The organism is Vibrio sp. M260118 (assembly GCF_036533755.1).
In the GTDB taxonomy this organism is placed as follows: domain Bacteria; phylum Pseudomonadota; class Gammaproteobacteria; order Enterobacterales; family Vibrionaceae; genus Vibrio.
Genome location: NZ_JATABG010000474.1, coordinates 1 through 2,205, shown reverse-complemented (window position 1 = coordinate 2,205; position 2,205 = coordinate 1). Strand labels below are relative to the sequence as shown.

General features: G+C 44.4%; 4 protein-coding genes. 1 reads left to right on the top strand and 3 read right to left on the bottom strand.

All coding sequences use genetic code 11. The annotated features are described in order from the left end of the window. Nucleotides 1-83: 83 nt before the first annotated feature. Nucleotides 84-458 (bottom strand): MarR family transcriptional regulator, encoded by a 375-nt coding sequence (locus QTO00_RS18540; protein WP_331426084.1) that lies wholly within the window; start codon nucleotides 456-458, stop codon nucleotides 84-86. 221 nt (nucleotides 459-679) lie between these two features. Between QTO00_RS18540 and QTO00_RS18535 the strand changes: the two genes are divergently transcribed. Continuing rightward, entirely contained in the window at nucleotides 680-1,351 is a 672-nt protein-coding gene (locus QTO00_RS18535; protein WP_331426083.1) for a DUF2982 domain-containing protein, read from the top strand. Nucleotides 1,352-1,406: 55 nt separating this feature from the next. On the opposite strand, the gene QTO00_RS18530 is transcribed toward QTO00_RS18535, so the two are convergent. Next, complete coding sequence (locus tag QTO00_RS18530) at nucleotides 1,407-2,063, bottom strand: MBL fold metallo-hydrolase (RefSeq protein WP_331426082.1); 657 nt, start codon at nucleotides 2,061-2,063, stop codon at nucleotides 1,407-1,409. A gap of 79 nt (nucleotides 2,064-2,142) precedes the next feature. Continuing rightward, on the bottom strand, nucleotides 2,143-2,205 hold a 63-nt coding region (locus QTO00_RS21030; RefSeq protein ID WP_443088948.1), incomplete at its 5' end, for a DUF882 domain-containing protein.

Sequence of the window (2,205 nt, the reverse complement as noted above, 5' to 3'; positions counted from 1 at the left end):
GTTTATAAAAAAGAAAAGCCCCGACAATGTCGAGGCTCAAAAGCGTTGCGTATCTAACTTAGGTCAGATTTAGCATAGGGCAATTAAACTGGTTTGTAGATAACTTTATTGCCAGCTAGCTGCTCTTTCACTACTAGATTTTCTTCTAGAAGTTTTTTCAGTGCGCCTGTCGCCCAAGAAGCTGCTTTTGCATCATCTTGACCCGCTGCTAGGCCAATGCCTTTAGGGTTGATACCTTCAACGTTGCTTACAACGATATCGAGTACTTGTTGCTGCTTTGGAGTAAGTGCAACATCAGTTGTTTTCCCTGCCGCTACCACTTTCTCGGCTACTGGTTTTGCAGCTACTTTCTTCTCAACTGCAGGCTTAGCTGTCTTAGTCGCTTGAACGTTTGCAACTGTCGCTTTAATGCGCTTTTGCAGTTTAAGCTGCACTTTACGCTTATGAGCAAGTCTCATCGAGTTTGTCTCCATTTCACTGCATACAGCGCAGTGTTGAAAATTTGAAGCGCGATTTATACCAAAATTTTGCTTAGATTTACAGAGTATGAGCGGCTTTGTGCGACAAAAATACGCGATATAACCACATGCGACTACAATTTAATCAACTAGGTAAGTGATCGATTCTTCGACTACTGATTATATAAACAGATATATTTGTTGTAATGGGCCTGTTCTGCATGGAAACCGTACACTTAACTAACCAACCCTTTGTTTTTTCTTCAATCACAGTCAAATGGATTAGTGGCATGTTCGCGCTCGGCTGCCTATTTCTGTTGTTGTATGCACCTGGTTGGCAGCAAGCATTGCTGACCGCCATCGCCATTGTCATGTTCGTCGGTTTCGGTTACGTCTTGATTTTAAAAGGTACCGTTAAGTTCACTCTTACCGCAACACATTTTCAACAGCATTTGTTCAAAGGTGGTTGGGTCGTTAAGTGGAGCAATATTGAAAAAATCGGAATTTGCACCTATCAGAAAGATGGGTGGCATCAGCCACTGCCTTGGATCGGAATCAAACTCAAGCACTACTCACCTTATCTTACGAGTATATGCCCACGCATCGCGACAGAAATTCTGTTAAGCCAGCGAGCGCTGCTTTATTTAGGAGCGCGACAGCATCAACAGGGCGAGCAATTTCAGGACATAGTGCTCGACTCTCATACCTACCAAAACTCACATGGGCAAGAGTTCACCGGATTGCTGGCTATGCTCGCCAATCGAATGAAACACCAACGTAACTACTACGATTACGATATCTTTATCTCTGCTAACGATCTAGACCGTCCAGCTGAAGAATTTGTTGGGCTTGCGCGCCGATACTTAGCTGCGGCAGACACCACAAATGAATAGGTAACAAAAAGGCCGCTTCATAAAGCGACCTTAGAAACACAAATGAGTTTATCAACTAGTACAATGGCATTTCGTCAGCGACAAATGGATTTGAAGCGCGCTCTCGTCCAAATGTTGACTCTGGGCCATGGCCAGGAACAAATCGCACATCATTACCTAGCGGCCATAATTTGCCTTTGATCGACGCTATTAAGGTATCAAAATCCCCTTTAGGGAAGTCAGTACGACCTACAGAGCCGTTGAACAGTACGTCGCCAACAAATGCTAGTTTAGCTTCTTCACTAAACAGCACTACGTGACCTGGTGTATGGCCGGGAGTGTGGAATACATCCATCACTTGATTACCAAACGTTACTTGGTCTCCCTCGTTTAGCCACTGGTTCGGCTCAAATGCTTCAGTTAACGGGAAGCCAAACATTTTGCTCTGGCCTTCTAACCCTTGTAGCCAGAAGTTATCATCTTTGTGTGGGCCGACAATTTCTACACTACCCAACTCTTGAGCTAGAGGCTCTGTGCCACCAACGTGGTCAAGGTGACCATGTGTCAGAACCAGTTTTACAACCTTAACGCCAAGCTCTTTAATCAACACTGCTAACTGCTTAACGTCACCACCCGGATCGACAACAACGCCTTCCATGGTTTCATCACACCAGACAATTGAACAGTTTTGTGAAAAAGAAGTGACAGGAACAACTTGGTACTTAAGTGACATAGCTTAACCTTGATATAAATCTAAACTGGCTGAACTATGACACTTGATTGATGGTTTGACAACTCTGAGCGCGCGTTGACTAGCTCCAGTAGCGAACTGGGCCTGTATCGATATGAACAAAATTACTACGTGGGTAGTAGCC